The sequence below is a fragment of the Pseudomonas muyukensis genome (assembly GCF_019139535.1).
GTDB classification, from domain to species: Bacteria; Pseudomonadota; Gammaproteobacteria; order Pseudomonadales; family Pseudomonadaceae; genus Aquipseudomonas; species Aquipseudomonas muyukensis.
In genome coordinates this window covers 5,042,557-5,065,861 of sequence record NZ_CP077073.1, presented here as the reverse complement: position 1 = coordinate 5,065,861, position 23,305 = coordinate 5,042,557, and the positions used below count along the sequence as shown (strand labels likewise).

Here is a 23,305-nt window from a genome sequence, read left to right as displayed (position 1 = left end):
TTGAGCGGCGCGCCATGCATGGGTATAATGGCGCGCTTCCATTTTTCCCTCCCGGGAGCCCCCGCGATGCTGCGTATCAGCCAAGAAGCCCTGACCTTCGACGATATCCTCCTTGTACCTGGCTACTCCGAGGTACTGCCCAATGAAGTCAGTCTCAAGACCCGTTTGACTCGTGGCATCGAGCTGAACATTCCCCTGGTTTCCGCCGCCATGGATACCGTGACCGAAGCGCGTCTGGCCATCGCCATGGCCCAGGAAGGCGGCATCGGCATCATCCACAAGAACATGACCATCGAGCAGCAGGCCGGCGAAGTACGCAAGGTCAAGAAGTTCGAGGCAGGCGTGGTCAAGGACCCGATCACCATCGAGGCCGACGCCACCGTGCGTGACCTGTTCGACCTGACCCGCCTGAACAACATCTCCGGCGTTCCCGTACTGGAGAACGGCGACCTGGTCGGCATCGTCACCTCCCGCGACGTGCGCTTCGAGACCCGCCTGGACGCCAAGGTTCGCGACGTGATGACCCCCAAAGAGCGTTTGGTCACCGTCCGCGAAGGCGCCGACAAGAACGAAGTCCGCGAGCTGCTGCACAAGCACCGCCTGGAAAAAGTCCTGATCGTCGACGACAAGTTCGCCCTCAAGGGCATGATGACCGTCAAGGACATCGAGAAGGCCAAGGCCTACCCGCTGGCCAGCAAGGACGACCAGGGTCGCCTGCGCGTCGGCGCCGCGGTCGGCACCGGCAAGGACACCGGCGAGCGCGTTGCCGCCCTGGTTGCCGCCGGCGTTGACGTGGTTGTCGTCGACACCGCCCACGGTCACTCCAAAGGCGTGATCGACCGCGTTCGCTGGGTCAAGGAAACCTACCCGCAAGTGCAGGTGATCGGCGGCAACATCGCCACCGGCGCCGCCGCCAAGGCCCTGGCCGAAGCGGGCGCCGACGCGGTCAAGGTCGGTATCGGCCCAGGCTCGATCTGCACCACCCGTATCGTTGCCGGTGTCGGCGTGCCGCAGATCAGCGCCATCGCCAACGTTGCCGCGGCGCTGGAAGGCACTGGCGTGCCGCTGATCGCCGACGGCGGGATCCGCTTCTCCGGTGACCTGTCCAAGGCCATCGTCGCCGGTGCTTCCTGCGTGATGATGGGTTCGATGTTCGCCGGTACCGAAGAAGCGCCGGGTGAGGTCGAGCTGTTCCAGGGCCGTTCCTACAAGGCTTACCGCGGCATGGGCTCGCTGGGTGCCATGGCGCAGGCGCAAGGCTCCTCCGACCGTTACTTCCAGGACTCCTCGGCCGGCGCCGAGAAGCTGGTACCGGAAGGCATCGAAGGCCGCGTGCCGTACAAGGGCGCCCTGGCCGCGATCATCCACCAGCTGATGGGCGGCCTGCGTTCGTCCATGGGCTACACCGGCAGCGCCACCATCGAAGAGATGCGGACCAAGCCGGAGTTCGTGCGCATCACCGGCGCCGGCATGGCCGAGTCCCATGTGCATGATGTACAGATCACCAAAGAAGCCCCTAACTACCGCGTAGGCTGAGGCTTCCAGCAATTACCGAACGGGGCTGTCATACACAGCCCCGCGTCGTTTCCGATTTCCACTGACGAGATTGAGTCATGGCCCTCGACATTCACGCTCACCGCATCCTGATCCTCGATTTCGGTTCCCAATACACCCAGCTGATTGCCCGCCGCGTGCGCGAGATCGGCGTGTACTGCGAACTGCACCCGTTCGACATGGACGATGAAGCGATCCGCGAATTCAACCCGCGCGGCATCATCCTGGCCGGCGGCCCCGAGTCGGTCCACGAAGCCAACAGCCCGCGCGCGCCGCAGGCGGTGTTCGACCTGAAAGTGCCCGTGCTGGGCATCTGCTACGGCATGCAGACCATGGCCGAACAGATGGGCGGCAAGGTCGAAGGTTCCGACCTGCGCGAGTTCGGTTACGCCCGTGTCGACGTGGTCGGCAAGAGCCGCCTGCTCGACGGCATCGAAGACCATGTCGACGACGACGGCGTGCTGGGCCTGGACGTGTGGATGAGCCACGGCGACAAGGTCACCCAGATGCCGGGCAACTTCCATGTGCTGGCCAGCACCCCGAGCTGCCCGATCGCCGGCATGTTCGACGACGCCCTGGGCTACTACGGCGTGCAGTTCCACCCGGAAGTGACCCACACCAAGCAGGGCGGTCGCATCCTGTCGCGCTTCGTCCAGGACATCTGCGGCTGTGAAGCCCTGTGGACGGCTTCGAACATCGTCGAGGACGCCATCGCCCAGGTGCGTGCCCAGGTGGGTTCGGCCAACGTCCTGCTGGGCCTGTCCGGCGGTGTCGACAGCTCGGTGGTTGCCGCGCTGCTGCACCGCGCCATCGGCGACCAGCTGACCTGCGTGTTCGTCGACAACGGCCTGCTGCGCCTGCACGAAGGCGACCAGGTGATGGCCATGTTCAAGGAGAACATGGGCGTCAAGGTGATCCGCGCCGATGCCGAGAAGCAGTTCCTCGACAACCTGGCCGGCGAAGCCGACCCAGAGAAGAAGCGCAAGATCATCGGCCGCACCTTCATCGACGTATTCGATGCCGAAGCCAGCAAGCTGGAGAACATCCAGTTCCTCGCCCAGGGCACCATCTACCCCGATGTGATCGAGTCGGCCGGCGCCAAGAGCGGCAAGGCCCACGTGATCAAGTCGCACCACAACGTCGGTGGCCTGCCGGAGGAAATGAACCTCAAGCTGGTCGAGCCGCTGCGCGAACTGTTCAAGGACGAAGTGCGCAAGATCGGCCTGGAGCTGGGCCTGCCCTACGACATGGTCTACCGCCACCCGTTCCCGGGCCCAGGCCTGGGCGTGCGCATCCTCGGTGAAGTGAAGAAGGAATACGCCGACATCCTGCGTCGCGCCGACCATATCTTCATCGAAGAACTGCGCAAGGCCGACTGGTACCACAAGACCAGCCAGGCATTCGTGGTGTTCCAGCCGGTCAAGTCGGTCGGCGTCGTCGGCGACGGCCGTCGCTACGCCTGGGTCGTGGCCCTGCGTGCCGTCGAGACCGTGGACTTCATGACCGCGCGTTGGGCGCACCTGCCGTACGAGCTGCTGGAAACCGTCAGCGGCCGTATCATCAACGAAATCGACGGTATCTCCCGCGTCACCTACGACGTGTCGAGCAAGCCGCCGGCCACCATCGAGTGGGAATGATTGGACGTCCGGCATTGCCCGGCACGATCTAGCAAAAAATGCCCTGAAGCCCGCGTAATTGCGGGCTTTTGGCTTTTTGGGTCTGGCAAATTCGGGTAGCGTTCTGCATCGCCAAGCACGGTGTTTGTGTGGCATGGTACGGGGTATTGACTGCATCTAATGCCATGCATGACGCTCAATACCATGTCCTTTGCCTCAGTGTTGGCATGGTATCGAGTTGGCCTAAAGGCCCGGTTTTACTGGGGATGGACCCCATTTTTCCGAGCTTTTCAGAGCATGGTATTTTTTCATGGAAATAGTGGAAGCCATGCTCACCGATACCAAGCTTCGAAATCTCAAGCCCCAGGACAAGCTCTACAAGGTGATTGACCGTGACGGCTTGTACGTGGCCGTCACCCCAGCCGGCTCAATCTCCTTTCGCTACAACTACTCCATCAACGGCCGGCAGGAGACCATCACCTTCGGTCGTTATGGCTTAGGGGGGATCACTCTGGCAGAGGCTCGCGAGCGGCTAGGGGAGGCGAAGAAGATGGTCGTCGCTGGAAAGTCTCCAGCTAAGGAAAAAGCGCGTGCGAAGGCGCGCACGAAGGGTGCTGAGACTTTTGACGCTTGGGCTGAAAAATGGCTGCGCGGTTACCAGATGGCGGATTCGACGCGAGACATGCGTCGATCAGTCTACGAGCGTGAGTTGAAGCCGAAATTTGGCAATCAGAAGCTAGTCGAAATCACCCATGAGGATCTGCGTGCGCTGACGGATGCCATAGTGGAGCGGGGTGCCCCTGCAACCGCCGTCCACTCGCGGGAGATCGTGCTGCAAGTCTTCCGTTGGGCCATTGAGCGTGGCCAGAAGGTTGAAAACCCGGCAGATCTGGTACGGCCTGCCAGCATCGCGAAATTTGAGCCACGTGACCGTGCGTTGACGCCCGATGAAATTGCGCTGATGTACCAGTACATGGACAGAATCGGTACCGCGACTTCGGTTCGTGCTGCGGCAAAGCTCCTTCTGCTGACAATGGTGCGCAAGAGCGAGCTTACCAATGCGACGTGGGGTGAGATCAATTTCAGCGAGGCGCTGTGGACGATCCCCAAAGAGCGGATGAAGCGTCGTAACCCTCATTTGGTGTTTCTGTCCCAGCAGGCATTGGATTTCTTCATCGCGTTGAAAACCTTGGCTGGAGGTTCAGACTACGTTCTGCCGTCACGCTACGACTCCGATTTACCAATGAGTGCGGCCACGATCAACCAAGTACTGACGCTCACTTATCGCCTTGCGCAAAAGGAAGGGGTGCCATTAGGCAAATTCGGTCCCCACGATCTGCGACGCACGGCCAGCACGCTGCTGCATGAGGCGGGCTACAACTCCGACTGGATCGAGAAGTGTCTTGCGCACGAGCAGAAGGGTGTGCGAGCTGTCTACAACAAGGCCGAGTACCGGGATCAGCGTCGCGCTATGTTGCAGGATTGGGCCGATATGATTGATGAATGGACGCTTAAGAGACCTCGTAAAACAACTGGGTAGCAAAAATGAACCCGCCAGAGGCGGGTTCTTCTGAGTTCTGTGTCGGTCTTTACTTCGTCTCTTTCCCTCTAATTGATGCTATTGCTTCAAATGCTCGCTCATACACACTCACAGGAGGCTTTCCGAAACTAACGCCTGATGGGGAGAGCATCTCTGAATATTTTACAAACTTTTCTGGGTCGTTATTTGCGGCCAATAGTGCGCTAGCTTGCGAGTCATAAAGCTCTGCTAGCTGTGAGTAATACCTTATAAAGGAAACTGCTGTTTGGAATAATAGAATTGAAACAGCTATAGCGCCAAATGTAAAAGCCATAGACGATACGGAGCTTGTCCATTCCGGTGTTTCTTGTACAAATGGCTGTTTCGAATACGCTGTCTGGGTGCGCTCATAGAAATTCACCAGTTGCTCAAGCTCGCGCATGTAGGCGGTGCGCTCATCCATTGTAAAACTTTCTTCCTTGACGTCTTCGCCATCCATCCGCCTTCCCATGTTAATGATGCTGTCAGGATAAATCTTCTCGAGGAGATCGTTGGATTTGCGTAAAAATAATCCAGGGTCACGCATTTTGTTAAAAGAGATTTTCTCGCCAAGTTCTCGGAGTGAATATGTCCTGGTCTGACTCGAACTAAACACAGCCGCCACTGCAAGGCTCATTAAAATTAACAAGCCCAAAGCTATATAGAGTCTTGCTGTCCTAGATCGCTTGGCTCTCCTTTTCAAGTCATCTATCGCTGCTGTGTAGCCTGAATTTACGTTGAGTTCCTTAGCACTTTCCATGTAATAACCGCTCTGTGTAATTTAGGTGGTTTGTATTGTAATGCCTAAGATGGTCTGTAAAGCTTCGGATTTCTAAGAGGCCGCCATGACGCGTTAAGTGGGGGCGAGAAAACAACCAGGCGGCCGTTTTTCTTCAGAAGCAGGGGCCGAAAAAAGGGGGGCTGCTGGTCGTGGAGACCTGTTTTTTCGTTAGCCATGTAAGAGATCTAGTCGGATCAAATGCAAGTGACTGGACGCGTCGAGTGCAAACGTTTGGGCCTATGTGTGTAATGACGCAGTTTGACTCACTCATTCTTTCGAAAGTCGAAAGCAATCAGGAATTGAGCGAAGAGCTTTGGACACTGCTTGGCGCTCGATCTCCAGTCTGCGAGCAATTTCTGACTGGTTGAAGCCGAATTTTTGCAGTACGAGGATTTGCTTTCTTCGGTCTGTCAGTTTCACGTCCACCATTAGTCGAGCGAGATTTCTTAGCTCCGCTTCGTCCGCTAGGTGTAGGGTTTGGCTAAGCATGTATCGAAAGATATACGCGTCGACGAGCTCGTCACCAGACTTTGCCTTAGGCTCTGCTCGTATCGCGCATTGTCTACTCAATCTGGCCAGCTCTAGGTCGAACTGCGCTACAGATCTCATTGCTTGCCTGTATGCCGGGTTCCAGCGTCCATCCGGTGTCTTTGGGCGGTGGGTGGTGCAGTACAGGTTGCTCAGGCGTAGGTGTTCATCAAGGTCACGCTGACCTTCACCTTCTGCGAACAATGCTAGCTCTGCTCGCGCGCCGCAGAATCTACAGAACCCCTTCAAGCGTTGACCGTTCAAACCGCCCATATCCTTGTTAGACGGTTGTACAGATCCCGTCGCATATGAAGGAGCAAGTAGGATCGTTCGATATTAAATTTTCAGCACAGCATCATCATAATGATATGAGGCTGCTTGAAAGATTTAACGTGCTTGCCGCGTATCAAGCCCATTCTCATATTTTTTGTGCCGATCCCCAGGTCTTCGGAGTTACCACAGTCCAATGAGCACTATTGCTTTACGCAATGTCGGCCTGAGCCGATTGGGAATTTTTTAGGCTCAGTAGTAACTTGCATGAAGAACATGGTCGATCCGCTTCAACTATAGATCCTACGGATGTTTACGCGTTAAGCTGCGTAAGCTAATTTACTTATGTCGTTTGAGGGCAGTGTCGCAATAAGGCGGTTTTGGTAGCTAGCTCCGAAAAGGGAAAACGCTTTATTCGACCGGCTGCCTCTTTTGGCCCAGAGTGGACCTCCGCGAAGCACGGACAGAGGCGGGCGACATGAATATCTAGTGTAACGCAGCATGTCGCCTTTCTTAGTGAAATATTAAAATCTTTAAGCTATTACGCTTTCATTATGGTGAGCATGTCATACTCATTAAGTAAGGCGCAAAAATAAAAAATAGCCCAGAAAGCGCAACCAAGATAAAGCATGTTCGAAAGCATCTACCATAGGACCACGTTGTCGTAACTCCAAAAGATTTACTCAATGGCTGCTCGTTGGAAAAAATCGAAGCTTCTTTGGTTACTGCAGCTTGTTCTAAAGCAATAATTGCGTTCTCGGACGCTTTGATCATTAAGGATACGCGCTGGTCTAATTTCCAAAATAGAAATGCGATGAAGAAAAGGAAGCAGCCCAGCAAGCATACTAACGCTGAAAACTTATCCCCTTGCTGCAATCCGGCACCAATACCGGCTGCAGTTAAGCCAGAAATTGCAAGAAAAAAATTAAATACAGTCATTCGCTGTTGTGCATGTAGCTCAAAATACTTCCAAGCGTGCTCTAGTGAGCGTGTGGTTTTTTCGTCACTCATAATGTACAGATCTCAGTATGTCTTTTGAAACAAGTCTGGAAACTCATGCGTTTTGTGTGGCGTGAGAGCTGATTTATACCCAGGTGATAAATCAGCTCTCTCTCGCCTTTTTCGTGAGTTAGGGGGCATCGAAGCGCTTCCTCGTGTTTTACACTCTCTGCGCGAATCTGAATTTGCTATTTGGCATTCTGGCTTAATTCATAGACCAACCTAAATAGCTCAGCTTGGTATCGAGCATCATGGAGGGCATCGTGGTCTCCTTTAAGGCAAGGATTCACAATCTTGTCAATAACACTAGATTTTGTGTCATGCCATGTGCACCCTTTGACACCCATGAAGAGAGCCTTAATATCTAACGCAGTAAAGCCGAACGGGTTATTACCAAGATATCGCAGAAAGTAATAGTTCACGAATCCCCAGTCGAACGGGGCATTTAGACCTACAAACACTGGTGTGCCGTCTTCAGGTGTGTGGCAGGTTACCCATTCGGCAAACTTCTCCATTGCGTCTTTTGGTGACAAACCTTCCTTTTCAGCCTCCTCCAAGGTCAGTCCCGTCACTTCAAGAGCTGCAGCGACGTATTTGTTGCTGATAGGCTTCAACATGACTGAGAAGGAAATATCTGGTTGATAAGCTAAACATGCGCCCACCGTAAGCATGCTGTGCTCGCTGACAAGGGGGCCAGTAGTTTCAACATCGACTGAAATAAAAACTTCACGCCTTTTCTTCATTGCTTTACTCCGGTGAGCCGTTGACCATCACCCGTGCATCACAGGTGATGGATCTAGTTCCGCAGCTGCTTGGTGGAAGTGCTCAGCGGTCAGCGGCGAGCTCGGGAACGCCAGAGATACCGCTGCTGGGTACAGCCGCGTACGAATATCGGAGTATGTCCACGATGGTTTAGTTTCCGTAGCGGCTGTCGCTTTTACCAATTTCCCGATTTCGGTGGTGGAGAAGTTCATGTCCCCCAAGTCTTTAACGAACAGTTCGCGGCGCTCTGCATCGGAAGGCCGCGTAAACTCCTCGACAATTGACGCTCGGCGAATGACCGCAGCGTCAAGAGCTGCCAAGCGGTTAGTGCATAGCACGGCGAAGATCCGGCCACCATGCTTGCGCAAGGTGTCGATCGATTGGATCAGGGTGTTCACGCCAACCTTATCTTCATGGTGGCTATGAGCTTGGCTGCGCGAAGCGCCCAGCGAATCGCCCTCATCAATGATGAGAAAAGCACGGCCTTTGCCTGGTCCTATAGCGCGCGTAATGTCTTCAAAAGCTTGGGTAATAAGAGTACCCATTTCACCGACCTTGCCGGTTCCACGTACTTTATTACTAAGCTTGAAGAGGATGGCATCTTCGAGCCTTGCATCACGAGCCAACCGGTTTGCAATCGCCTCGGCGGTTGCGGTTTTTCCGGTACCCACATCCCCATGGAAAATGGCCAGTGGGTATTGATCGTCCAGCAGGCCGACTACTGCGAGCTTCTTCTTGTGGTGCTTCTGACTCCATTGCTCCAGCTCATTCGCTTGAAGAATTAGCTGCAGGCGCTTCATAACTCTTTGATAGCGTGCTTCAAACCCCAGCAATTTTTCGGCTTGGGCATCCAAAGAGAGCGTCGGCAGATTAGTTTTTGCCTCGAATACGGATTGCGAACTCACGAAAAATCCTCTCTATTTGTACCAAAGCCGTTGCTGCTATATCCGCGTTCGGCTGAAGAACTGAGCGTTTTGTGACTGGTGTCAGTTTTCGAAGGGGTCCATGAAATCTTCAAGGAAAGCTCTGCACGTTTTTCGGATGTCCCTAACGCGGTATAGCGCAAGTTAACACGGATCCATCCATGCGGCGTCAAAGGCCACAAGACACCACCGGGCCGGGATGACCCCGTCGCTCCCTCGGATTGAAATTGATATTTGATTGCACGTACCTCGGTGGATCCGTCCATAAGCGTTACGTCAGCGACTGCGAGATAGTTCTTTTTGGCTAACGCTTCGATATCATGCGCATAATCAATCGCAGTCTGTTCGGTCATTGCCTTGGTAGATCCTGCAATCATAATCATGTCAGCCCTGACACTTTTCATGACTTCTTCAACATCCGCTACCGTATAGGTACTCGTGCTTGTATAGGTGCTCATCCTTCTTAGTCCCTGATCTTGAAGCGGCCACCAAAAATTTCTTTCCAGACGTCATCGCTGTTTTTTACTGATGCATAAGTCGCTGCTTCCCAGGCAGCCTCTGCGGCAGCACCAATAAGCTCCTGCTCATCTTTAGTGATACGTGATGCAACGTTGTTCTCTGGAGTTACTGGGTCGATGATCACGACTGGATCGCTGAAGCTGACCTCAGTTTTTCCACTGTTTTCCGGAAAATCGATACGCTTCTTCAATCTGGTTTGAGCGATGTAAAGCAAAAATTCTCTAAAGCGTTTCTCGATATTCTCTGCTGGGCCTTCCGTATCGACAAGATGTGCCATGATTAACTCGATATGGAACGATTTTAGCCCGGGCAGGTCGTGAAAATGCTTCCAGCGCTTCGCCAAGCGCACTAATGTGCGAAAGTGCTTATCTTTATCCTTGCGATTGCGGACGAATTGTATGTGGCACGGAGCGCAAGTAAGGTTTTTCTCTCCAGTCTTGATGTCGAGCTGCCAGCCATGATCCGGTTTCGAACTGTCTTGTAGAACAGGTACGATGTCTACGCTGAGGCCACTTTTGACGAACACTACGGTCGCTGCACGACGCTGGATCTCGAAATCTTCAACCTTTTTGGTTGGATAGATTTCCAATAGCAATTCATAAATTCTGTTGCAAAGTTTTTCGTAGGACTTGCTATCTTCATTCACGCCGGTGATGTAAAAAACGACATCAATGTCCGTCGGATAGTCGTCAACTTTGCGCAGGATAGTGTACTTGGCAAAGGAACCGGCCTTCACCACTTTAGTAACTTTCAGCTCTGACTTGTCGGTGATGCGTTTTTTTAGTTCGCTTACGAGATTGTCGACTTGTGCGTGATACTCCTTGCGTTTCTCCGCCGGGAGGCGCAACACGTTGTGATCGAAATATTCGAGCTCTGTGTTAGACAGTGGCATTGTTTCTCCAGTTTTATCCGTCGTCAATGAACTGGGTTGGCGTTTTTTCTTAAAGAGTCATGCCGTTTGCTATGTAATCGACAGTGACTGCTGCGGCAGCCTTAGCCGCCAAGAGATGGAATCTATTGTCCTTCACTGAATCACCGAAGTCGCTGATTCCGCGCACCATCAGAACAGGCTTTCCGAAGTTCGCACACGCGGCAAATAGACCAGCCCCTTCCATTTCTGCGACCTCGGTTTTGCCATGAAGCTCGCGCAGTGCTAAGAACTTCTCCGGATCGCGAAGGAGCTTTTCACCGCTCGCGACGGTAGCTGTCTTTGGCATCACTCCTTCAGCGACAGGCCCGGCCTCAACATTTTCAGGGAATACGATATCTAGTGTCTTGTAGCTTTCCGTGAGACGGGCAACGACAGACTCTCTATCCGAGAGATAGGAGGCTACGTCTTGGCGCACGCGCGTGTTTAGCCTGGTAATTTCAGGCCGATGTTCAACTGCGCCTCCCGCAACAAGAGCTGCGCCATCGTAGGCGACAATACGTTCAGCAAGCACAACCTCTCCAAGTTTGCATTTCTCCCGCATGCCAGCTGCGATACCAAGCATCATGACATTCGCGGGTCTCAGCTCTCCCAGGAGCATGGAAGTAACAGAAGCCGCGTCAATGTTGCCTGCCCCCGCAAAACACGCGACCACACAACTTGCGGTCTTTCCGCCCCGCTTGGTGACGGGAGCCTTCCATATGTGAATGCCATCTTTTGTGGTCACATGCTCGGCATCGGTAGCTATCCCTAGTGCTTGCTTGGCTGCAGCGAGCTCGACGTCCAAAGCGGTCAGGACAAGTACATCTGGAGGCAATGCCTCGATCCTAGCCTGTTCTTCATCATGAAAAATTTTGATAATGCGCTTGCTGATATCAGCAAGGGCCATAACTGGCTCTTGCAATGAGAGCGCAGACAGGATTTTTGCGACCTTGTTACCGGTATTTGGCAGATAGGTCAGAGGGCTAGTTAAGAAATTTTTGCGTACACCCAGTGCCCCTGTGCCATCCTCGCTATTTGCGCCGAGCTGCAGATCGAGAGGCAGCACGGGCAACATTTTCTTGCTCATTTTTCGTGCGCGGTCTAGGACACCCTTCCCACCGCCGAGGGCCACCATCGCCGTAGCATGCTCAATTTGCTCATCGCCGACATTCCCCCCCGTTAGCACTTCGTCTTCAAGCGGAATCAATTCGGCAACGCCTCGTGCCACCATTCCATAGATCAACTGTCGCTGGACGGCGCTTGCTTTGGACTGGAGTCGCTCTTCAGTTGCCACAATTTTCAGGCGAACCTGCGAGCTTTCGCCAGGAAGCAACCTATCAATGGCCCTAGCGACCGTCCAGTCAAACAACAGCGCCTTGCCATCTGTATTTACTGGCTCTGCGGCAAGATAAACGACAAAGCCGCCGCCAGCGTTGATCACTTCCTCGACAAACGAGTCGACAAATTCGTGTGCCTTGTCGACTAGTACGTTCTCAGTGGTATTTGAAATGCTACCAGCCAGCAGAATGTGTCTCGATTCCAGCAAAAGAGAGTTTGCAGTTGTTGAATTCGATTGGATTGGGGGCATTTATCGTTCTCATCCCTGACCGATTTTGAGTTCAGTTCTTCGTATTTGGGGACGGAAAAGGCGATTGCAAGGCAGAGTGCCACTATTTTTTTATTTGCTTTTTTGTTGACACAACCGGTGGCTGAAAGCGCGGAAACTCTACTTTTGAAGGCTTGCTTCCGGCGAGATTCTGGTGTTCGTTTGGGCACCTGCCGACCGGCAGGCGTCTGTCGTAATAGGCTGGAGTCGGCCAGAATCGGACCGTCTTGCGATGGCCTAAGCAGGCTATTCTTGAACGTTTAGGGCATCTACGACTAGGAGCGATTGATGAAAGACCGTAGTCATGATGAGGCAATGGCAGAGCTTTTCCAGGCCGCCCCGTCCTATGCTGAGGACTTGTTGGTGGAGGTTATTCGTGATGGTAACGCGGATGAGTTAGCCATCCTGGAGAGGCAGCTGTTGGTCGCCTTTGCCTCGAGAGAGGCTAATCCGACTTCTTGAAATTTTGATGGCGTGCATGGCATTTTTCATGGCTTTACAGTTATGTAATCTCCAAAAGTCCCGTTTTTCATGGTCTTTATTAGCTAATTGATAATAGAGTGGGAATGATCGAGCAGCCGACCACGGTCGGCACTCGATAACTGCAAAAGCCCGCCTATTGGCGGGCTTTTGCGTTATCTCAGCAGCACTCGCCGAGCCTGCTGGCCGGGCGTGCCCCCTGAGTCAGGGCCAACAGCAGCGCCACGGCGAAGACCGTCGCGGTGAGCCACAGCAAGTGCTGCAGGGCAAAGTGGTCGACAATCTGGCCGCCGGCCCACGAGCCCAGGGCAATGCCGACATTGAACAGGCCAATGAACAAGGCCGTGGCCACTTCCACGGCGGCCGGCGCCGCTTTTATCATCCAGGTCATCAGGCCCACCGATACCCCGCCATAGGCCAGGCCCCAGGCCAGCAGGGCGATACCGCCCCCGACAGGCGCCTGGCCAATGCCGAGGAAGATCAGGGGCACCAACAGCAGGCCCAGCGCGATCAGCGCCAGGGTCATGCCCAGTCGTTTGGCTGCCAGCAGGCCGACCAGAAAGTTGCCGAGCATGCCGGCGATCCCGTAGGCGAACAGCAAGGCGCCGATCCATGGCCCGTCGAAGCCGGACAGCGACAGCAAGAGCGGGCGCACGAAGGTAAATGCCATGAAATGCCCGGCGACCAGCAGCAGCGTCAGTAACAGCCCCGCTTGCAGGGCGCGGTTGCCGGATTGCGCGAGGAAGTCGCCGGGCGTGATGGCGCTGGCGACGGGCAGTGGCGGCACAAAGGCGATCAGCAGTGCCAGTGCCAGTACGCCGAGCACTGCCATGGCCGCGAACGCCCAGCGCCAGCCGGCCAGTTCGCCAAGCAACGCGCCGAGCGGGACACCGAGTACCGAGGCGGCGGCCACGCCGCCGAAAATGATCGCTGTGGCCAGGCCGATGGCGTGGTCGGGGGCCAGGCGCGTGGCCAGGCCGCCGGCGATCGCCCAGATGCCACCGATGCACAAGCCGACCAGCACCCGCGCCGCCAGCAGCCAGCTGATGCCCGGCGCCAGCGCCGAGGCGAGGTTGGCGAACACCAGCAGCACCAGCAGAGCGCACAGGATCCGCCGCCGGTCCATGCCACCGGCGGCCAGCACCACCACGGGCGCGAACAGGGCTGCCAGCAGCGAGGGCAGGGTCAGCGTCAGCCCGACCGAACCGGTGCTGGTGCCCAAGGCTTCGGCGATAGGGGTCAGTAGCCCCACAGGCAGCATTTCCGTGGTCACCACCGAGAACGTGGCCAGGCCGGTTGTGCCGACCGCCAGCCAGGGATGGCGTGGAAGGGCGATTGCGTCAGGTGTGGAGGTGCTCATGATTCAGTCCCTTGTCACGGTGAGGAGGTCTGGGGAGAATACGTGCAGCGCGTATGAATGGATCATATACATACGCTTTGAATGTAAGCAATCATGCAATCCGTAGGTAAAGGAGGGGCAGGATGGTCCGACGCACTCGCGCCGAGATGGAGCAAACCCGTGCCACGCTACTGTCCACGGCGCGCCAGGTATTCAGCGAGCACGGCTATGTCGGCACTTCGATGGACGACCTGACCGCCCGCGCGGGGTTGACCCGTGGCGCGCTGTACCACCACTTCGGCGACAAGCAAGGCTTGCTCGTGGCGGTGGTGGCGCAGATCGACGACGAGGTGGACCAACGCCTGAACAGCATCACCGACAGCGCCGACGATGCCTGGGACGGTTTTCGCCGGCGTTGCCGCGCCTACCTGGAGATGGCGTTGGAGCGGGACATCCAGCGCATCGTGCTGCGCGATGCCCGCGCGGTGCTCGGCGGTGCCTCGCAAGCGTCGCACCAGCACTGCCTGGCGACCATGCAGCGGGTGGTGCAGCGTTTGGTCGAGGAGGGCGTGATGCTGCAGGCCGAGCCACGGGCGCTGGCGGCGCTGATCTATGGCAGCCTGGCCGAGGCCGCGGTGTGGATTGCGCAAGGGGATGATGGCGATGCGCGCCTGGTGCAGAGCCTCGAGGCGCTGGACCTGCTGTTGCACGGCTTGCTGGCCGGTAAATGATCAGGCGGTCTCGACCGCGTAGGCGCCAGCCTGGCTGGCCACGCAGGCAACGCGCCGTCGGCGCCGATACGATTGTTCACAGACCCCACGAGCCTTTTTGCCCACACTGCAGGCAAACCCGCCTGGAGCACAGATGACGATGACTGACTGCAACCTGCCCAAAGGCTGGGGCGAAGCCCATGGCATCCTGGCGCTTGAGGCACAAACCCTCGGCAAGTCGGGCGCAACCGTGCTGCGTGTCCGCCGCCAGGCTGGCGCTGATCTGTTCGTCAAGGCCGAGCCCGTCACCGCGCTGGCCGAACTGCCTGGCGAAATCAGCCGTCTGCGCTGGATGGCGCAGCACGGCCAGCCTGTGCCGCACATCATCGATGTCGCTACCGAGCGTGGCTGGCACTGGCTGTTGATGAGCGCCGTGCCGGGGCGCTGCCTGGAGGCGACAGCCACGCAGGCACCACGGGCCACGGTGCTGCTGCTGGCCGAGGCGCTGCGCCAGTTGCATCGCTTGCCAGTCGAGCAGTGCCCGTTCGACCATGCGCTGGCGGCGCGGGTACGCCTGGCGCAGGCGCGGATGCTGGAGGGCCTGGTCGACGAGGACGACTTCGATCCGTTGCGCCTGGGGCGCAGCGCCGCCGATGTGTTCGCCGAAATGCTCGCCGCGCGGCCAAGAGAAGAAGACCGGGTGGTGACCCATGGCGATGCCTGCCTGGCGAACCTGATGGCCGCGGACGGGCGCTTCACCGGCTTCATCGATTGCGGCCGCCTGGGCGTCGCCGACCGTTGGCAGGACCTGGCGCTGGCTACCCGGGATATCGCCGCCGACCTGGGCGAGCAATGGGTGCAACCCTTCCTGGCGGCCTACGGTCTGCCGGACGATCCCGGCAAGAACCGCTTCTATCGGCTGCTGGACGAGTTCTTCTGAACACTGCCTGCGACAAGACTTCACTTAATCTTTCGCAAATGCAGGTGTATCGTATTCGCCCTTCATTGCCAGGCCTGCTGGCAGACTGATTGCGCAGAATGAGGTACCCGCACCGATGTCCTTTACCCGTCGACAAATGCTCAAGGGCCTGACTGGCCTTGTGGTGGTAGGCCTGGGCGCCGGCGGCGCGGCGCGCTACTGGCTGGGCAAGGTCGAGGATGACAACGCCGGGCACGATTATGAGTTGATCGCCGCGCCGCTGGATGTCGAACTGGTGCCCGGCTACAAGACCGAGGCCTGGGCTTTCGGCCCGTCGGCGCCGGGCACCGAGTTGCGCGTGCGCCAGGGCACCTGGCTGCGGGTGCGCTTCATCAACCAGTTGCCGGTGGAAACCACCATTCACTGGCATGGCATCCGCCTGCCGCTGGAAATGGACGGCGTGCCCTATGTCTCGCAACTGCCGGTCAAGCCCGGCGAGTTCTTCGACTACAAGTTCCGGGTGCCGGACGCCGGCAGCTACTGGTACCACCCGCACGTCAGCAGCTCCGAGGAGCTGGGACGCGGCCTGGTCGGCCCGCTGATCGTCGAGGAGCGCGAGCCCACCGGCTTCGCCCATGAGCGCACCCTCAGCCTGAAAACCTGGCATGTCGACGAGCAGGGCGCCTGGATGCCCTTCAGCGTGCCGCGCGAAGCCGCGCGCAACGGCACCGCCGGGCGCCTGATCACCATCAACGGCCAGGCCGAGGCGGTGACCGAGCTGCCGGCCGGCCAGGTGGTGCGGGTGCGTCTGCTCAACCTGGACAACACCTGGACCTACCGCCTCAACCTCAAGGGCAACTGCGAGGCGATGATCTACGCCCTCGACGGCAACCCGATCACCCCACGCCCGTTGGACGAGGACTACTGGCTCGGCCCGGGCATGCGCATTTGCCTGGCGATCCGCATTCCCGAGGCCGGCGAGGAAATCTCCCTGCGCGATGGCTTCGTGCGCCTGGGCACCCTGCGCTCGGTGGCCAGCAGCGAGGCGCCGGGCGACTGGCCCAAGGCATTGCCGGCCAACCCTATCGCCGAGCCGGACCTGGAGAATGCCGAGAAGCTCAACTTCAATTTCGAATGGGCCGGCAAGGTCTCGGTGAACACCGACAACGGCAAGCCGCCGAGCCTGTGGCAGATCAATGGCCAGGCCTGGGACATCACCGACAAGACCTGCGCCGAGCGCCCCATCGCCACGCTGCGCAAGGGCAAGAGCTACATCTTCGAGCTGAAGAACATGACCCAGTACCAGCATCCGATCCACTTGCATGGCATGAGTTTCAAGGTGATCGCCTCCAATCGCCGCAAGATCACCGAGCCCTGGTTCACCGATACCTACCTGCTGGGCAAGAACGAACGCGCCCAGGTGGCGCTGGTGGCGGATAACCCGGGCACCTGGATGTTCCACTGCCATGTCATCGACCACATGGAAACCGGCCTGATGGCCGCGATCGCGGTGGTCTGATGCGCGCGCAGATCATCGATCGCAGCCGCGACCAGGCGTTCATGCGCCTGGCCCTGGCGCTGGCGGCCCAGGGCGCGGCCATGGGCGAGGTGCCGGTGGGCGCGGTGCTGGTGCAGCACGGCCAGGTGATCGGCCAGGGCTTCAACCGGCCGATCGTCGACAGCGACCCCAGCGCCCATGCCGAAATGGTGGCGATTCGCGCCGCGGCCAAAGCCGCCAGCAACTACCGGCTGCCGGGCAGCACCCTGTACGTGACGCTGGAGCCGTGCAGCATGTGCGCGGGGCTGATCGTTCATTCGCGGGTGGCGCGCGTGGTGTACGGGGCGCTGGAGCCCAAGGCAGGAATAGTGCAGAGCCAGGGGCAGTTTTTCAGCCAGGGCTTTCTCAACCACCGGGTGATGGTCGAGGGCGGGGTTTTGGCCGAGGAGTGCGGGGCGATTCTGAGCGCGTTCTTCAAGGCGCGCCGGGCGAAGGCCTAGCTGACAGGCTCCCTGTAGGAGCGGCCTTGTGTCGCGATAGGGGCGCGTAGCGGCCCCAGGATTTGAGCATTGACGCATAGATCGCCGGGGCCGCTTTGCGGCCCTATCGCGACACAAGGCCGCTCCTACAATGGGCGGTGGCGTGTTACATCGGCGCCGCCTGCTGCGCAGGCTTGTCCTTGTTCACCGCCGGCACGTGCAGGTTGCCTTCGGCCACCTGACCTTCGAGCTGTGGCTGCGTGACCCAGGTGAGGATGTCGTAGTAGCGGCGGATGTTGGCGACGAAATGCACCGGCTCGCCGCCGCGGGCATAGCCGTACTTGGTCTTGCTGTACCACTGCTTCTGCGACAGGCGTGGCAGCATCTTCTTCACGTCCAGCCACTTGTTCGGGTTGAGCTTCTCGCGCCGGGCCAGGGTGCGGGCATCTTCCAGGTGGCCGCTGCCGACGTTGTAGGCGGCCAGGGCGAACCAGGTGCGGTCCGGCTCCTTGATGCTGTCGTCGAGCTGCTCCTTGACCAGCATGAAGTACTTGGCGCCACCCTGGATGCTTTGCCGGGGGTCCAGGCGGTTGGACACGCCCATGGCCTGGGCGGTGCGCTGGGTAAGCATCATCAGGCCGCGCACGCCGGTCTTGGAGGTCACCTCGGGCTGCCACATCGACTCCTGGTAGCCGATGGCGGCCAGCAGGCGCCAGTCCACCTGTTCGACCTTGGAACTCGCCTTGAAGTGCTTTTCGTACTTGGGCAGGCGTTGCTGCAGGTGCTGGGCGAAGGTGTAGGCGCCGACATAGCCGAGCACATCGACATGGCCGTAGTAGCGGTCCTTCAGGCGTTGCAGGGTGCCGTTCTTCTGTGACTTGTCGAGGAACTCGTTGACTTCGTTGAGCAGGCTGTTGTCTTCGCCGGCTGCCACCGCCCAGCGTTGGTCGCGGGTGTCGCCCAGGTCGAAGGCCACGCGCACGTTGGGGAAGTACACCTGGTTCATGGCCAGCTCGTTGGAGTCGACCAGGGTCAGGTCGATCTGGCCCTCGTCGACCATGCGCAGCAGGTCGACCACCTCGACGGCGTCGGATTCTTCGTAGTCGAGCCCGGGGTACTGTTTTTTCAGCCCGGCCAGCTGGTCGGCATGGCTGCTGCCCTTGAGCACCATGATCTTCTTGCCCACCAGGCCCTTGGCGTCGGTGGGACGCGAGCGACCGTTGCGGTAGATGACCTGCGGCGTCACCTCGAGGTAGGGGTGGGAAAACTTCGCCTGGCTGGCGCGGCGTTCGCTGCTGACCAGGCCGGCGGCGGCCAGCACGGGGCCGGAGGGCTTGCCCAGCTGGTCGAACAGCTCGTCGAGGTTGTCGGCGGTCTCGATCTCGAGCTTTACCCCCAGGTCATCGGCGAAGCGCTTGACCAGCTCGTACTCGAAGCCGGTTTCGCCGTTGCGGTCCTGGAAGTAGGTGGCCGGGCTGTTGCGGGTAATCACGCGCAATACGCCATCCTCCTTGACGCGTTCGAGGGTGCTGGGTTTTTCAACACAGGCACCGAGCATCAGGAAGAGTCCGGTTGCGAAGAGCCATTTGGCACAACGCTGGCGCAAAGCAGTGTGGGCGAACATAGGGTGCAGTATACGCAAAGCACCGCCAGTGCCATATCTCGACAATGGTTGGCAGGTCTGCTAGCGGGTGTTGTGGTGGCGGCTGGGGATTGCATCAAGGCCACCAGGGTCCGCCTTGAGACGTTTGGCGCCTGTGAAACCGAGCGCCGCCCGCGCGGCGCTCGGTCTCGCAGGCGCTGAATGACTCAAGGCGAACCCCTGTAAAATTTGACCTCAAAGTCCGGTTCCACCGCCCGGCAGCATTGGCTTAGAGCGGGTGCCGAAAGCGCGCGAATTAGGCTAGAATGCACGGCCTCTAAGCACACCCCTTCCTGAGGCTGTCCCGACGATGTTGATCCTGCGCGGCGCTCCTGCCCTTTCTGCCTTTCGCCACGGTAAATTACTCGAGCAACTGAGCCAGAAAGTCCCCGCTGTTACTGGTTTGTATGCCGAATTCGCCCATTTCGCCGACGTCGACGGCGAGCTGACCGCCGACCAGCAGCAGGTGCTGGGCCGTCTGCTCAAGTACGGCCCGAGCGTGCCGGTCCAGGAGCCAGCCGGCCACCTGTTCCTGGTGGTGCCGCGTCTGGGCACCATCTCGCCCTGGGCGTCCAAGGCCAGCGACATCGCCCACAACTGCGGCCTGCAGTCGATCCAGCGCCTGGAGCGCGGCATCGCCTATTACGTCGCCGGTAGCCTCAGCGATGCCGACGCCCAGCGCGTCGCCGCCGAACTGCACGACCGCATGACCCAGCGCGTGCTGGCGCGCCTGGAAGACGCCGCCGACCTGTTCAGCCACGCCCAGCCACGGCCGATGACCTCGGTCGACGTGCTCGGCGGTGGCCGCGCCGCCCTGGCCCAGGCCAACATCGACCTGGGCCTGGCCCTGGCCGAGGACGAAATCGACTACCTGGTCGCCGCTTTCCAGGGGCTCAAGCGCAACCCGAACGACATCGAGCTGATGATGTTCGCCCAGGCCAACTCCGAGCACTGCCGCCACAAGATCTTCAACGCCAGCTGGGACATCGACGGCCAGGCGCAAGAGAAGAGCCTGTTCGGCATGATCAAGAACACCTACCAGATGCACAACGAAGGCGTGCTGTCGGCCTACAAGGACAACGCCTCGGTGATCGTCGGTTCGGTGGCCGGGCGCTTCTTCCCGAACCCTGAGACCCGCCAGTACGGCGCGGTGCAGGAGCCGGTGCACATCCTGATGAAGGTCGAGACGCACAACCACCCGACCGCCATCGCCCCGTTCTCCGGTGCCTCCACCGGCTCCGGCGGCGAGATCCGCGACGAAGGCGCCACCGGCCGTGGTGCCAAGCCCAAGGCCGGCCTGACCGGTTTCACCGTGTCCAACCTGCGTATCCCAGGTTTCGAGCAGCCTTGGGAAAAGCCGTACGGCAAGCCCGAGCGCATCGTCGACGCCCTCGACATCATGATCGAAGGCCCACTGGGCGGCGCGGCGTTCAACAACGAATTCGGCCGTCCGGCGCTGACCGGCTACTTCCGTACCTTCGAGCAGGGCATCAACACCCCGCACGGCGAAGAAGTGCGCGGCTACCACAAGCCGATCATGTTGGCCGGCGGCATGGGCAACATCCGTGAAGACCACGTGCAGAAGGGCGAGATCACCGTCGGCGCCAAGCTGATCGTGCTCGGCGGCCCGGCCATGCTGATCGGCCTGGGCGGCGGCGCCGCCTCGTCGGTGGCCACCGGCGCCAGCTCCGCTGACCTCGACTTCGCCTCGGTGCAGCGCGAAAACCCCGAGATGGAGCGTCGTTGCCAGGAGGTCATCGACCGCTGCTGGCAGCTGGGCGACAAGAACCCGATCGCCTTCATCCACGATGTCGGCGCCGGTGGTATCTCCAACGCCTTCCCCGAGCTGGTCAACGACGGTGGCCGCGGTGGCCGCTTCGAGCTGCGCAACGTGCCCAACGACGAGCCGGGCATGGCCCCGCACGAGATCTGGTCCAACGAATCCCAGGAACGCTACGTGCTGGCGGTCAGCGCCGAGGACTTCGAGCGCTTCCAGGCCATCTGCGAACGCGAGCGTTGCCCGTTCGCGGTGGTCGGTGAGGCCACTGCCGAGCCGCACCTGACCGTCACCGACAGCCACTTCGACAACACCCCGGTGGACATGCCGCTGGACGTGCTGCTGGGCAAGCCGCCGCGCATGCACCGTTCGGTCACCCGCGAAGCGGAACTGGGCGATGAGTTCGACCCGAGCACCCTGGACCTGACCGACTCGGTCGAGCGCGTCCTGCGGCACCCGGCCGTGGCCAGCAAGAGCTTCCTGATCACCATCGGCGACCGCACCATCACCGGCCTGGTTGCCCGCGACCAGATGGTCGGCCCGTGGCAGGTACCGGTGGCCGACTGCGCCGTCACCGCCACCAGCTTCGATGTCTACACCGGCGAAGCCATGGCCATGGGTGAGCGTACCCCGCTGGCCCTGCTCGACGCCCCGGCCTCTGGCCGCATGGCAATCGGCGAGACCCTGACCAACCTGGCCGCCTCGCGCATCGAGAAGCTGTCCGACATCAAGCTGTCGGCCAACTGGATGTCCGCCGCCGGTCACCCGGGTGAAGACGCCCGCCTGTACGACACCGTCAAGGCGGTCGGCATGGAGCTGTGCCCAGAGCTGGGCATCACCATTCCGGTGGGTAAAGACTCGATGTCGATGAAGACCCAGTGGAGCGAAGCCGGCGAGCAGAAGAGCGTCACCTCGCCGATGTCGCTGATCATCACCGGCTTCGCCCCGGTCACCGACATCCGCAAGACCCTGACCCCGCAACTGCGCATGGACAAGGGCGAGACCGACCTGGTCCTGATCGACCTGGGTCGCGGCAAGAACCGCATGGGCGCCTCGATCCTGGCGCAGACCCACGGCAAGCTGGCCGCCCAGGCGCCGGACGTCGATGACGCCGAGGACCTCAAGGCGTTCTTCGCGGTGATCCAGGGCCTTAACGAAGACGGCCACCTGCTGGCCTACCACGACCGTTCCGACGGTGGTCTGCTGACTACCGTGCTGGAAATGGCCTTCGCCGGCCACTGCGGCCTGGAGCTGGAACTGGGTAACCTGACCAGCAAGCGCGAGAAAGTCGCGGCCATCCTCTTCAACGAAGAGCTGGGCGCGGTGATCCAGGTTCGTCAGGACGCCACGCCGGATGTGCTGGCGCAGTTCAGCGCCGCTGGCCTGGGCGAGGATTGCGTCGCGGTGATCGGCCAGCCGATCAACAACGGTGAGGTCCTGATCAAGTTCGAAGGCGAAGAGCTGTTCAAGGGCGACCGTCGCCTGCTGCAGCGCCAGTGGGCCGAGACCAGCTACCAGGTCCAGCGCCTGCGCGACAACGCCGACTGCGCCGACCAGGAATTCGACGTCCTGCTGGAAGAAGACAACCCAGGCCTGTCGGTCAAGCTGGGCTACGACGTCAACGAAGACATCGCCGCGCCGTACATCAAGAAGGGCGTGCGCCCGCAAGTGGCGATCCTGCGCGAGCAGGGCGTCAACGGCCAGGTCGAAATGGCTGCCGCCTTCGACCGCGCAGGTTTTGCCGCCGTCGACGTGCACATGAGCGACATCCTCTCTGGTCGTGTCGATTTCGAAGCGTTCAAGGGCTTGGTGGCTTGCGGTGGCTTCTCCTACGGCGACGTGCTCGGCGCCGGTGAAGGCTGGGCCAAGTCGGCGCTGTTCAACGCCCGTGCCCGTGATGCCTTCCAGGCCTTCTTCGAGCGTACCGACAGCTTCGCCCTGGGCGTGTGCAACGGTTGCCAGATGATGTCCAACCTGCACGAGCTGATCCCGGGCACCGAGTACTGGCCGCACTTCGTGCGCAACCGCTCGGAGCAGTTCGAGGCGCGCGTGGCCATGGTCGAGGTGCAGAAGTCCAACTCGATCTTCCTGCAGGGCATGGCCGGTTCGCGCATGCCGATCGCCATCGCCCACGGCGAAGGCCATGCCGAGTTCGCCAGCGAAGAAGCGCTGCTCGAAGCCGACCTGTCCGGTTGCGTGGCCCTGCGCTACGTCGACAACCATGGCAAGGTCACCGAAGCCTACCCGGCCAACCCGAACGGCTCGCCGCGTGGCATCACCGGCCTGACCAGCCGCGACGGCCGCGTGACCATCATGATGCCGCACCCGGAGCGGATGTTCCGCGCCGTGCAGAACTCCTGGCGCCCGGATGAGTGGCAGGAAGACGCGGCCTTGATGCGCATGTTCCGCAACGCGCGGGTGTGGGTGAACTAAGG

Annotated in this window: 18 protein-coding genes; 9 read left to right on the top strand and 9 right to left on the bottom strand. The window is 59.4% G+C overall.

Features of this window, described 5'->3' with window-relative positions:
• The first annotated feature begins 66 nt into the window (after positions 1–66).
• The 3 genes from guaB to KSS95_RS22465 all read left to right on the top strand — a co-directional run bounded on the left by guaB (position 67) and on the right by KSS95_RS22465 (position 4,710).
• Complete coding sequence (guaB, locus tag KSS95_RS22475; RefSeq protein ID WP_134691671.1) at positions 67–1,536, top strand: IMP dehydrogenase; 1,470 nt, start codon at positions 67–69, stop codon at positions 1,534–1,536.
• 77 nt (positions 1,537–1,613) lie between these two features.
• Positions 1,614–3,191, top strand: a complete 1,578-nt coding sequence (gene guaA, locus KSS95_RS22470) for a glutamine-hydrolyzing GMP synthase (protein ID WP_134691670.1) — start codon at positions 1,614–1,616, stop codon at positions 3,189–3,191.
• A 307-nt stretch (positions 3,192–3,498) separates the two neighbouring features.
• Positions 3,499–4,710 (top strand): tyrosine-type recombinase/integrase, encoded by a 1,212-nt coding sequence (locus KSS95_RS22465; RefSeq protein ID WP_217854064.1) that lies wholly within the window; start codon positions 3,499–3,501, stop codon positions 4,708–4,710.
• A gap of 49 nt (positions 4,711–4,759) precedes the next feature.
• On the opposite strand, the gene KSS95_RS22460 is transcribed toward KSS95_RS22465, so the two are convergent.
• From KSS95_RS22460 to KSS95_RS22430, 7 genes are all read right to left on the bottom strand, one after another.
• The gene (locus KSS95_RS22460) at positions 4,760–5,488 is read right to left on the bottom strand and encodes a hypothetical protein (protein WP_217849741.1); all 729 of its coding nucleotides are present in this window, start codon (positions 5,486–5,488) and stop codon (positions 4,760–4,762) included.
• A gap of 1,371 nt (positions 5,489–6,859) precedes the next feature.
• Entirely contained in the window at positions 6,860–7,318 is a 459-nt protein-coding gene (locus KSS95_RS22455; protein ID WP_225935542.1) for a hypothetical protein, read from the bottom strand.
• A gap of 176 nt (positions 7,319–7,494) precedes the next feature.
• Entirely contained in the window at positions 7,495–8,049 is a 555-nt protein-coding gene (locus KSS95_RS22450; protein WP_217849739.1) for a 3'-5' exonuclease, read from the bottom strand.
• A 27-nt stretch (positions 8,050–8,076) separates the two neighbouring features.
• A complete protein-coding gene (locus KSS95_RS22445; RefSeq protein ID WP_217849738.1) occupies positions 8,077–8,973 on the bottom strand; it encodes an AAA family ATPase in 897 nt (298 codons plus the stop codon).
• Positions 8,970–9,449, bottom strand: a complete 480-nt coding sequence (locus KSS95_RS22440) for an HORMA-1 domain-containing protein (protein ID WP_217849736.1) — start codon at positions 9,447–9,449, stop codon at positions 8,970–8,972. Before KSS95_RS22440 ends, KSS95_RS22445 begins: the two co-directional genes overlap by 4 nt.
• 5 nt (positions 9,450–9,454) lie before the next feature.
• Positions 9,455–10,402, bottom strand: coding sequence for a CBASS oligonucleotide cyclase (locus tag KSS95_RS22435; protein WP_217849734.1), 948 nt, complete (start codon positions 10,400–10,402; stop codon positions 9,455–9,457).
• A gap of 49 nt (positions 10,403–10,451) precedes the next feature.
• The gene (locus tag KSS95_RS22430) at positions 10,452–12,008 is read right to left on the bottom strand and encodes a phosphorylase family protein (protein WP_217849733.1); all 1,557 of its coding nucleotides are present in this window, start codon (positions 12,006–12,008) and stop codon (positions 10,452–10,454) included.
• Between the two features lie 306 nt (positions 12,009–12,314).
• Here KSS95_RS22430 and KSS95_RS22425 point away from each other — a divergent pair, with 306 nt between their 5' ends.
• Positions 12,315–12,488 (top strand): hypothetical protein, encoded by a 174-nt coding sequence (locus tag KSS95_RS22425; RefSeq protein WP_217849731.1) that lies wholly within the window; start codon positions 12,315–12,317, stop codon positions 12,486–12,488.
• A gap of 178 nt (positions 12,489–12,666) precedes the next feature.
• Here the strand turns inward: KSS95_RS22425 and KSS95_RS22420 are convergent, their stop codons facing one another.
• Entirely contained in the window at positions 12,667–13,866 is a 1,200-nt protein-coding gene (locus KSS95_RS22420) for an MFS transporter (protein ID WP_217849729.1), read from the bottom strand.
• Positions 13,867–13,988: 122 nt separating this feature from the next.
• Between KSS95_RS22420 and KSS95_RS22415 the strand changes: the two genes are divergently transcribed.
• The 4 genes from KSS95_RS22415 to tadA all read left to right on the top strand — a co-directional run bounded on the left by KSS95_RS22415 (position 13,989) and on the right by tadA (position 17,472).
• Entirely contained in the window at positions 13,989–14,576 is a 588-nt protein-coding gene (locus KSS95_RS22415) for a TetR/AcrR family transcriptional regulator (RefSeq protein WP_217849727.1), read from the top strand.
• Positions 14,577–14,709: 133 nt separating this feature from the next.
• A complete protein-coding gene (locus tag KSS95_RS22410; RefSeq protein ID WP_367616932.1) occupies positions 14,710–15,495 on the top strand; it encodes an APH(3') family aminoglycoside O-phosphotransferase in 786 nt (261 codons plus the stop codon).
• A gap of 115 nt (positions 15,496–15,610) precedes the next feature.
• Positions 15,611–16,993 (top strand): multicopper oxidase family protein, encoded by a 1,383-nt coding sequence (locus tag KSS95_RS22405; RefSeq protein ID WP_217849719.1) that lies wholly within the window; start codon positions 15,611–15,613, stop codon positions 16,991–16,993.
• Positions 16,993–17,472: a tRNA adenosine(34) deaminase TadA gene (gene tadA / locus KSS95_RS22400; protein ID WP_217849717.1), complete on the top strand. Its 480-nt coding sequence runs from the start codon at positions 16,993–16,995 to the stop codon at positions 17,470–17,472. Before KSS95_RS22405 ends, tadA begins: the two co-directional genes overlap by 1 nt.
• Before the next feature lie 145 nt (positions 17,473–17,617).
• Here tadA and mltF read toward each other — a convergent pair whose 3' ends face one another.
• Positions 17,618–19,075 (bottom strand): membrane-bound lytic murein transglycosylase MltF, encoded by a 1,458-nt coding sequence (gene mltF, locus KSS95_RS22395; protein ID WP_217849715.1) that lies wholly within the window; start codon positions 19,073–19,075, stop codon positions 17,618–17,620.
• Between the two features lie 328 nt (positions 19,076–19,403).
• Here mltF and purL point away from each other — a divergent pair, with 328 nt between their 5' ends.
• A complete protein-coding gene (purL, locus tag KSS95_RS22390; protein ID WP_217849714.1) occupies positions 19,404–23,303 on the top strand; it encodes a phosphoribosylformylglycinamidine synthase in 3,900 nt (1,299 codons plus the stop codon).
• Positions 23,304–23,305: the final 2 nt, after the last annotated feature.

Excerpts from the sequence above, each read along its gene's own strand:
- guaB (WP_134691671.1), top strand. The coding sequence starts at position 67 with ATGCTGCGTATCAGCCAAGAAGCCCTGACCTTCGACGATATCCTCCTT.
- guaA (WP_134691670.1), top strand. The coding sequence starts at position 1,614 with ATGGCCCTCGACATTCACGCTCACCGCATCCTGATCCTCGATTTCGGT.
- KSS95_RS22465 (WP_217854064.1), top strand. The coding sequence starts at position 3,499 with ATGCTCACCGATACCAAGCTTCGAAATCTCAAGCCCCAGGACAAGCTC.
- KSS95_RS22460 (WP_217849741.1), bottom strand. The coding sequence starts at position 5,488 with ATGGAAAGTGCTAAGGAACTCAACGTAAATTCAGGCTACACAGCAGCG.
- KSS95_RS22455 (WP_225935542.1), bottom strand. The coding sequence starts at position 7,318 with ATGAGTGACGAAAAAACCACACGCTCACTAGAGCACGCTTGGAAGTAT.
- KSS95_RS22450 (WP_217849739.1), bottom strand. The coding sequence starts at position 8,049 with ATGAAGAAAAGGCGTGAAGTTTTTATTTCAGTCGATGTTGAAACTACT.
- KSS95_RS22440 (WP_217849736.1), bottom strand. The coding sequence starts at position 9,449 with ATGAGCACCTATACAAGCACGAGTACCTATACGGTAGCGGATGTTGAA.
- KSS95_RS22435 (WP_217849734.1), bottom strand. The coding sequence starts at position 10,402 with ATGCCACTGTCTAACACAGAGCTCGAATATTTCGATCACAACGTGTTG.
- KSS95_RS22430 (WP_217849733.1), bottom strand. The coding sequence starts at position 12,008 with ATGCCCCCAATCCAATCGAATTCAACAACTGCAAACTCTCTTTTGCTG.
- KSS95_RS22425 (WP_217849731.1), top strand. The coding sequence starts at position 12,315 with ATGAAAGACCGTAGTCATGATGAGGCAATGGCAGAGCTTTTCCAGGCC.
- KSS95_RS22420 (WP_217849729.1), bottom strand. The coding sequence starts at position 13,866 with ATGAGCACCTCCACACCTGACGCAATCGCCCTTCCACGCCATCCCTGG.
- KSS95_RS22415 (WP_217849727.1), top strand. The coding sequence starts at position 13,989 with ATGGTCCGACGCACTCGCGCCGAGATGGAGCAAACCCGTGCCACGCTA.
- KSS95_RS22410 (WP_367616932.1), top strand. The coding sequence starts at position 14,710 with ATGACGATGACTGACTGCAACCTGCCCAAAGGCTGGGGCGAAGCCCAT.
- KSS95_RS22405 (WP_217849719.1), top strand. The coding sequence starts at position 15,611 with ATGTCCTTTACCCGTCGACAAATGCTCAAGGGCCTGACTGGCCTTGTG.
- tadA (WP_217849717.1), top strand. The coding sequence starts at position 16,993 with ATGCGCGCGCAGATCATCGATCGCAGCCGCGACCAGGCGTTCATGCGC.
- mltF (WP_217849715.1), bottom strand. The coding sequence starts at position 19,075 with ATGTTCGCCCACACTGCTTTGCGCCAGCGTTGTGCCAAATGGCTCTTC.
- purL (WP_217849714.1), top strand. The coding sequence starts at position 19,404 with ATGTTGATCCTGCGCGGCGCTCCTGCCCTTTCTGCCTTTCGCCACGGT.